We start from the raw sequence: 7,643 nt of genomic DNA on the forward strand, positions 1-7,643 counted from the left end.
ACGGCGCGAAGCGCCCCGAACGCCGCGGAACTCGTCGTCGTCGCACTCATTACCGACCAACCTCCCCCCGCGGCGCCTGCATCGAACATACGCACTACTCTAACGTCACTACCTCACTAGCGCAAGTGTTCGAATCATCCGTCACTCGATGTCGGACCTCCGCGCTACACTCACCGCATGACCGAACCGCCCGTCTCCCCCGTCGACCGCGCCTTCGACGTGCTGCGGGTGACGGCGGCGGGAACCGGCCTGACACTGAGCGAGATCTCCCGCGAGGCCGGGTTAGCCAAGTCCACGACCCTTCGCCTCCTGGCCGCACTCGAGCGAAACGATGCGGTCACGCGCATCGGCCAGCGCTATCGACTGGGGCCGCTGGTGCATGAGCTGGATCCGATTCCTGCCTCGCCGGCATACGAGCGGACCCGCCGCGTACTCACACCGTTCCTCGCGCACCTATTCGAGGCGACCCGGGCGACGGTGCACCTGGCCACGCTGCACGGTGACGAGGTGGTGTACCTCAACAAGCTGCACGGTCCGCGGCCGATCCCGTCACCGTCGCGGATCGGCGGCGGGCTTCCGGCGTACTGCACCGGAGTGGGCAAAGCGATGTTGGCGTTCGACGACGCCGCCGCCGAGCGGGTGTCGCAGGGCCCGCTGATCGCCTGGACCGACACCACGCTCACCTCGCCGGATGCGCTCGCCGTGGAGCTGGCGGAGATCCGGCGCAGAAGGCGATCGGTGGATCGCGCCGAGCTCACGCCCGGCCTCTACTGCGTGGCCGCACCCGTGTTCGACGACGACGAGGACGGCGCCTGCGGAACACGAGCGGTGGCGGCGCTCTCCGCTAGCGCGGCGGACGGGGCGGCACTCACTCGACTGGAGCCACTGGTCACCAGGGTGGCCGCGGCCGCCAGTCGCGCGATGGCGACGGACCGGACATGACGAGGGCCGAGGGAACGTGAGCGTCGCAGCCGAACCCCCGCACTGGCTGCCCCCGCGCTAGCGGAACTCCATGGTCACGTCCCCCAGGCCGGCGAACTCGGCGCGGAAGGAATCGCCGGGCGCAGCGTCCATCGCACGGATCGCGGTGCCGGGCAGGATCACGTCTCCCTTGCGCAGGCGGACGCCGAACTTGGCGACCGTCGAGGCCAACCAGCCCACCGAATTGAGCGGGTTGCCCAGGACCGCGTCGGAGCGGCCGGACGCGAGGAACTCGCCGTTCTTGTAGAGGGTCGCGTCGATCGCCGCAACGTCGATGTCCGCGAGCCGGACCCGCTGCTCGCCCACCACGTAGCCACACGACGAGGCGTTGTCCGCGATCGTGTCGGGCAGCGTGATCTTCCAGTCCCGGATGCGGGAGTCGATCAACTCGATCGAGGGGACGACCCACTCGATCGCCGCGGCGGCTTCCTCCTGGGAGCATCCCTCCGGCGGGATGTCGGCGCCCAGGATGAAGCCGACCTCCACCTCGACCCGCGGGAAGCAGAACCGGGCCGCCTCGATCGCGGTGCCCTCGGGGTATTCCATGGTGTCGAGCAGATGCCCGTAGTCGGGCTCGTCGACGCCCATCATCTCCTGCATCGCCTTGGACGCCAGGCCCACCTTGTGGCCGGTCACCACCGCGCCGGCATCGAGCCTGCGGCGGATGTTGACCAGCTGGATCTCGAAGGCGTCGTCCGGGGTCATGTCAGGATGGTCGTCGGTCAGCGGCGCGATCGGCGCGACGTCCGACTCGGCGTCCCAGAGTCGCTGGGCAAGTGTGGCGCGGGTCTCCTCGTTGAGCATGAGGGGGATGCTACCTGGGCCGTCTGGCGCCACGGCGCTCAGTTCTATAACGTGTTCTACATGGCAGACCAGGAATTCGACGTCGTCGTCGTCGGCAGCGGTGGAGCAGGCATGACGGCCGCCCTCGCTGCAGCAAAGAAGGGCCTCAGCGTGGTCCTCGTAGAGAAGGCCCCGCACTACGGAGGCTCCACCGCGCGCTCCGGCGGCGGCGTGTGGATCCCCAACAACTCCGTGCTCCGACGCGACGGCGTCCTGGACACCCCGGAGGCGGCCCGCACGTACCTCCGCTCGATCATCGGCGACGCGGTGGAGCCCGAGAAGATCGACACCTACGTCGACCGCGGTCCCGAGGTCCTGGACTTCGTCCTCGCCAACAGCCCCCTGCGGTTGGAGTGGGTCAAGGACTACTCCGACTACTACCCCGAGGCTCCCGGCGGGCGTCTCGGCGGCCGGTCCGTCGAGCCCAAGCCGTTCGACCTCCGCCAGCTCGGGTCCGAGGCCGACAAGCTGGAGCCGGGCTACGCCAAGGCGCCGGTCAACATGGTGGTGATGCAGTCCGACTACCGCTGGCTCAACCTCCTCCAGCGTCCGCACACCAAGGGCATCAGGCGTTCGATCCGGGTCGCCCTCCGGATGTTCCTCGCCAAGGCGCGCGGGCAGAACTCGGTGGGGATGGGTCGCGCGCTCATCGCCGCGATGCGCAAGGGCCTGCTCGACGCCGGCGTTCCGGTGTGGCTCGAGACCCCCATGACCGGCCTGGTCACCGAGGGTTCGGGCACCCAGGAGCGCGTCGTGGGCATCACCGTCACCCGCGGTGGCGAGGAGGTGACCCTCCGTGCGCGGCTCGGTGTGGTGATCGGGTCCGGTGGCTTCGAGCACAACCAGGAGATGCGCGACAAGTACCAGCGTCAGCCTATCCCCACCTCGTGGACCGTCGGCGCCGCCGCCAACACCGGTGAGGGCATCGAGTACATGGAGAAGGCCGGCGCCTCGCTGTCCTTCATGGAGGACTCCTGGTGGGGCCCGTCGATCCTGCTGCCCCGCGGCCCCTGGTTCGCGTTGGCGGAGCGGTCGCTGCCGTGCTCCTTCATGGTGAACTCCCGGGGCGAGCGGTTCATGAACGAGTCGCTGCCCTATGTCGAGGCCGGCCACAAGATGTACGGCGGCGAGTTCGGACAGGCACCCGCCGGGCAGGAGGGGACGCCCGGCGAGAACGTCCCGGCCTGGATCATCTTCGACCAGGAGTACAAGAACAGGTACCTCTTCGCCGGTCTGCAGGCCAAGCAGCCGCTGCCCAGGAAGTGGCTCGAGACCGAGAACTTCCACAAGGCGGACACCCTCGCCGAGCTCGCCGGGCTCATCGGCGTGCCGGCGGAGGCCCTGGAGAAGACCGCCGAGCGGTTCAACGGTTTCGCGGCCGCCGGTAAGGACGAGGACTTCCACCGCGGTGACTCCGGGTACGACCATTACTACGGTGACCCCACCAACAAGCCCAACCCGAGCCTCGGCCCGGTGCGCAAGGCGCCGTTCTACGCGGTGAAGATGGTCCCGGGCGACCTGGGCACCAAGGGCGGGGCGAACACCGACATCCACGGTCGGGTGCTCCGCGAGGACGGTTCCGTGATCGAGGGGCTCTACGCCGCCGGCAACGCCTCCTCGCCGGTGATGGGCCACACCTACGCGGGCCCCGGCGCCACCATCGGCCCCGCCCTGGTCTTCGGCTACCTCGCCGTGGAGAACATGCTCGCCACCAGTGCCACCACCGGGAAGACGGGAGCCTGACATGCCGATCGACCTCGATACCGCGCTCGGCGCCGAGCTGCCCTCGCAGGAGTTCTCCTGGACCGCGTCGGATGTCGCCCTCTACGCCCTAGGCGTGGGGGCGGCCGCCGACCCGATGGACACCGCCGGGCTGGCCTACGTCGACGACGCCTCCCCCAAGGTGCTGCCGTCGTTCGCGACCGTCGCGGCCACCATGAACGTCACCGAGGCGCCGCGGGTGTCGTTCCCCGGCGTGGAGATCGACCTGGCGAAGGTCGTGCACGGCAGCCAGTCGGTGCGCCTGCACCGTCCGATCCCGGCCTCGGGAACCGCGACGACGACGACGACGATCGCCGAGATCCAGGACAAGGGCTCGGCAGCGGTGATCATCCAGGAGTCCGAGACGGTCTCGTCGGATGGCGAGAAGCTGTGGACCTCCCGATCGGGCATCTTCGCCAAGGGTGAGGGCGGTTTCGGCGGCGAGCGCGGCAGCTCCGAGAAGGTCGAGTACCCCGAGCGGGAGCCCGACCACACCATCGAGGTGGCCAGCCTCCCCCAGCAGGCGCTGCTCTACCGCCTGTGCGGGGACCGCAATCCGCTGCACTCCGATCCCGCGTTCGCCGAGGCCGCCGGTTTCCCCCGGCCCATCCTCCACGGCCTCTGCTCCTACGGTCTGGTCCTGCGCGCGGTGATCGACACCGTGCTGGGAGGCGACGTGGAGAAGGTCAAGGGTTACGGCGTGACCTTCGGCGGCATCTTCTTCCCCGGAGAGACCATGCGCATCCGCGTGTGGGAGGAGGGCACCCGACTGCTCGTGGCCGCCACCGTCGTGGAGCGCGAGGACGCCCCCGTCCTCAAGAACGTGGTGGTCGACCTCGCCTGATCGGTCCACCGGCCCGTCCCGGAACACCCCGCAGCCGCCCCTTAGAGGGGCGCCTGCGGGGTGTTCCGCGTTGTGGGGCGGACCCGCGGTCGGGAACGGGTGCAGATGAAGCGTTCATCATGTGCGTTTCATGTTGATGTCATGACCGATGTCCACGATGGAGTCATGACCACCTCCACACGCTCCCGCCACCTCCTGCTCGCCCTCACCGCCGCCGCCGCGCTCACCCTCTCGGGGTGCGGCCTGGTCGGCGCAGGATCCGACGACGATTCCGACGCCCCCTCCCCGCTCCCCCAGCCGACGCTCCAGCACAGTGACTCCGCCGACGACCGCAACGACGGCGACGACGATGACGATGACGACCGGGACGACGACGATGATCGGGATGATGACGACGACGACCGGGACGATGACGATGACGATGACGACGATGATCGGGATGACGACGACGACGATGACGACCGGGACGACGAGGACTGAGGCACCCCGACATGACCGCTCTCACACGTAGGTTCGCGATCATCGCGGCAGCGGTCCTCGTCCCCGCGGGACTCGCTCTGGGCGCTCTCGCCATCAGCTCCGACACCGGGGCCCCGCCGGTCCGCGTCGAGGACGCCACAGTCGAGCTGCGCAGCCCGACTCAGGCCGAGCGCGAGGACGCCGAGCGCCGAGCGGCTCAGGACCGCAGGGACACCGAGCAGGATCGCACCGCGCGGGCCCCCGAACCGCCGGCGGCTCCCGCACCGCCGTCGATACCGGCGCCCGCGCCCGTTCAGCCGGTGCAACCGGTTCAGCCCGTCGTCCCCTTCGACTATGACGATGACGACTGGGACGACGACCCGGACGACTTGGATGACGTGGACGATGAGTGGGACGACTGAGCCCACGCCCGATGACGACCAACCAGACGACACACCCGACGACACAGCAGACGAACAGAGGACCTGAGTGACCACGACCCCCGTCACCGACCGGCAGGACGACGCCACGTCGATCCCGGCCCGGTGGCGCATCGTCGGCTGGATCGTCCTCACCACCGCGCTGGTCCTGCTCGCGCTGGGGGTGACGATCCGCGCCCAGCTCCTGACGGACGTGGACCGCACGGCCAACGCGGACGTGGTGCAGGAACTCGAGGAGTTCCGCGCGTTCGCGCGGGAAGGGGTGGATCCCACCACCGCCCGCCCGTTCGAGGACGCCGAGAGGCTCCTCACGCTCTACCTCGGGCGGCAGATCCCCTCGCGCGACGAGGTCCACCTCGGGATTGACCGCGGTCGGGTGCTGTCGGTCGACCGGTCGGCCGGCGACCCCGGCCCCTACGACCTGGCCGCGGACCGCGCCCTGGTCGAGCGGATCCGGGACGCCGAGCAACCGTCGGGGTTAGCCGAGAGCCCGGCCGGTCCCGTGCGCTGGGGCAAGGTGTCGCTCGCGGGCCAGGAGGCCAAGTTCATCATCGCGGTCTTCACCGGCGCCGAGCGCGCGGACGTGGACGCCACGATGCGCCTGTACACGTGGGGGGCTCTCGGTGGGCTCGCGCTGACCGCGTTGTTCGGCTATCTCGTGGCCGGGCAGATCCTCGCCCCGGTCCGCGAGGTACGACAGGTGGCCGAGCGTATCCAGGAGACCGACCTGGACAGTCGCGTCCCGGTCCGTGGGCGCGACGACATCTCCCAACTCGCGCAGACCTTCAACGCGATGCTCGATCGGATCGGGGCCGCGTATGACACGCAGCGGCGCTTCGTCGACGACGCCGGACACGAATTGCGCACGCCGATCACCGTGATCCGCGGTCACCTGGAGACCATGGAGCTCACCGGCACGGCAGACGACCCGGTGGCCCGTGCCGAGACCATGCGCCTGGTGGACTCCGAGCTCGACCGCATGAGCCGCATCGTCTCGGACCTGCTCATCATGGCCAAGTCCGAACGCCCCGACTTCGTGCGGCCCCGCCCGGTGGACACCGCCGAGCTTCTCCTGGACATCGAATCGCAGGCGCAACAGCTGGGTGACCGCCGGTGGGAGCTGGTGGAGATCGCCGAGGGTGAGGCCGCTCTCGACCCCCAGCGCGTCACGCAGGCCGCGCTCCAGTTGGCCTCCAACGCGGTCACCCACACCGACACCGGAGGGCGGATCCGGATCGGTTCCCGCTGGCTGGGCGCGGGCGCCGACCGCCGGCTCCTCATCTCGGTGACCGACGACGGGCCGGGGGTCACCGCGGAGGACGCGGAACGGATCTTCCGCCGTTTCGACCGCGGCGCCAGCGGCACCTCCGGTTCCGGCGGGGCGGGCCTGGGTCTGTCGATCGTCGCGGCCATCGCCTCCGCGCACGGCGGCACCGTCACCCTCGACTCCGTTCCGGGCCAGGGCGCCACCTTCGCCCTCGACCTGCCCACGCCGCTCCGACCCGAGGACACCCCGACATGAACCGCATCCTCATCGCCGAGGACGACGCACGAATCGTCTCCTTCCTCCAGAAGGGCCTGCAGGCCGCCGGCTTCGTCACCTCCCACGTGGGCGATGGCCACTCCGCGCTCGAGGCGATGCGCTCCGGAGACCACGACCTCGTTGTCCTGGACATCGGTCTCCCGCTCATGGACGGCTTCGAGGTCCTCACCACCGCGCGCGGTTCGGGTATCACGACCCCCGTCGTGGTCCTCACCGCCCGGGACTCGGTGGACGACACCGTCCTCGGCCTGGAGTCCGGCGCCAACGACTATCTGGCCAAGCCCTTCCACTTCGCCGAACTCCTCGCCCGGATCCGCATCCGCCTGGGCGAGGTGGGCGACGCCGTCGACGCCGCGCCCGTTCTCCGCCACCGCGATCTCTCGCTGGACCTGCTCACGCGCGTGGCCACGGTGGGTGAGGAGTCCGTGGAGCTGACGAGCCGCGAGTTCGCCATGCTCAAGGTGTTCCTCAAGCACCCCGGACAGGTGCTGTCGCGCGAGCAGATCCTCGACCACGTGTGGGGTTACGACTTCGACCCGGCCTCCAACGTCGTGGACGTGTACGTGCGCACGCTCCGCCGCAAGATCGGCACCGATCGGCTCGTCACCGTGCGCGGAGCCGGGTACCGGCTGTCATGACCACTCCTGTCCACCATCGGACTCCGTCGCCCGGTCAGAGACCCGGCCGGATCCCCACCGGGGTCGGTGGCGCCGACGCCCGGCCCCCGGGCGGGCGGTTCCGGCTGCCACGGATCACCCCGAGGACCGCGCGG

The 7,643-nt window shown here is 69.8% G+C and carries 8 protein-coding genes; 7 read left to right on the top strand and 1 reads right to left on the bottom strand.

Annotation, left to right across the window (positions count from 1 at the left end; all coding sequences use genetic code 11):
• Window positions 1-177: 177 nt before the first annotated feature.
• Window positions 178-942 (top strand): IclR family transcriptional regulator, encoded by a 765-nt coding sequence (locus G6021_RS09380; protein ID WP_182610466.1) that lies wholly within the window; start codon window positions 178-180, stop codon window positions 940-942.
• 57 nt (window positions 943-999) lie between these two features.
• On the opposite strand, the gene G6021_RS09385 is transcribed toward G6021_RS09380, so the two are convergent.
• Entirely contained in the window at window positions 1,000-1,785 is a 786-nt protein-coding gene (locus G6021_RS09385; RefSeq protein ID WP_182641138.1) for a 2-keto-4-pentenoate hydratase, read from the bottom strand.
• A 60-nt stretch (window positions 1,786-1,845) separates the two neighbouring features.
• Here G6021_RS09385 and kstD point away from each other — a divergent pair, with 60 nt between their 5' ends.
• The 6 genes from kstD (at window position 1,846) to G6021_RS09415 (ending at window position 7,509) form a co-directional block, all read left to right on the top strand.
• Window positions 1,846-3,567 (top strand): 3-oxosteroid 1-dehydrogenase, encoded by a 1,722-nt coding sequence (gene kstD, locus G6021_RS09390; protein ID WP_187700599.1) that lies wholly within the window; start codon window positions 1,846-1,848, stop codon window positions 3,565-3,567.
• Window position 3,568: 1 nt separating this feature from the next.
• Window positions 3,569-4,429, top strand: a complete 861-nt coding sequence (locus tag G6021_RS09395) for a MaoC/PaaZ C-terminal domain-containing protein (RefSeq protein WP_182641140.1) — start codon at window positions 3,569-3,571, stop codon at window positions 4,427-4,429.
• A 165-nt stretch (window positions 4,430-4,594) separates the two neighbouring features.
• Window positions 4,595-4,909, top strand: a complete 315-nt coding sequence (locus G6021_RS09400) for a hypothetical protein (protein WP_182641141.1) — start codon at window positions 4,595-4,597, stop codon at window positions 4,907-4,909.
• 11 nt (window positions 4,910-4,920) lie between these two features.
• Window positions 4,921-5,310: a hypothetical protein gene (locus tag G6021_RS09405; RefSeq protein WP_182641142.1), complete on the top strand. Its 390-nt coding sequence runs from the start codon at window positions 4,921-4,923 to the stop codon at window positions 5,308-5,310.
• A 67-nt stretch (window positions 5,311-5,377) separates the two neighbouring features.
• Window positions 5,378-6,850 (top strand): ATP-binding protein, encoded by a 1,473-nt coding sequence (locus tag G6021_RS09410; RefSeq protein WP_182641143.1) that lies wholly within the window; start codon window positions 5,378-5,380, stop codon window positions 6,848-6,850.
• Complete coding sequence (locus G6021_RS09415) at window positions 6,847-7,509, top strand: response regulator transcription factor (RefSeq protein WP_182641144.1); 663 nt, start codon at window positions 6,847-6,849, stop codon at window positions 7,507-7,509. The genes G6021_RS09410 and G6021_RS09415 overlap by 4 nt, the downstream gene beginning before the upstream one ends.
• Window positions 7,510-7,643 lie beyond the last annotated feature (134 nt).

The organism is Dietzia sp. CW19, assembly GCF_014145265.1.
GTDB classification, from domain to species: domain Bacteria; phylum Actinomycetota; class Actinomycetes; order Mycobacteriales; family Mycobacteriaceae; genus Dietzia; species Dietzia natronolimnaea.

Excerpts from the sequence above, each read along its gene's own strand:
- G6021_RS09380 (WP_182610466.1), top strand. The coding sequence starts at position 178 with ATGACCGAACCGCCCGTCTCCCCCGTCGACCGCGCCTTCGACGTGCTG.
- G6021_RS09385 (WP_182641138.1), bottom strand. The coding sequence starts at position 1,785 with ATGCTCAACGAGGAGACCCGCGCCACACTTGCCCAGCGACTCTGGGAC.
- kstD (WP_187700599.1), top strand. The coding sequence starts at position 1,846 with ATGGCAGACCAGGAATTCGACGTCGTCGTCGTCGGCAGCGGTGGAGCA.
- G6021_RS09395 (WP_182641140.1), top strand. The coding sequence starts at position 3,569 with ATGCCGATCGACCTCGATACCGCGCTCGGCGCCGAGCTGCCCTCGCAG.
- G6021_RS09400 (WP_182641141.1), top strand. The coding sequence starts at position 4,595 with ATGACCACCTCCACACGCTCCCGCCACCTCCTGCTCGCCCTCACCGCC.
- G6021_RS09405 (WP_182641142.1), top strand. The coding sequence starts at position 4,921 with ATGACCGCTCTCACACGTAGGTTCGCGATCATCGCGGCAGCGGTCCTC.
- G6021_RS09415 (WP_182641144.1), top strand. The coding sequence starts at position 6,847 with ATGAACCGCATCCTCATCGCCGAGGACGACGCACGAATCGTCTCCTTC.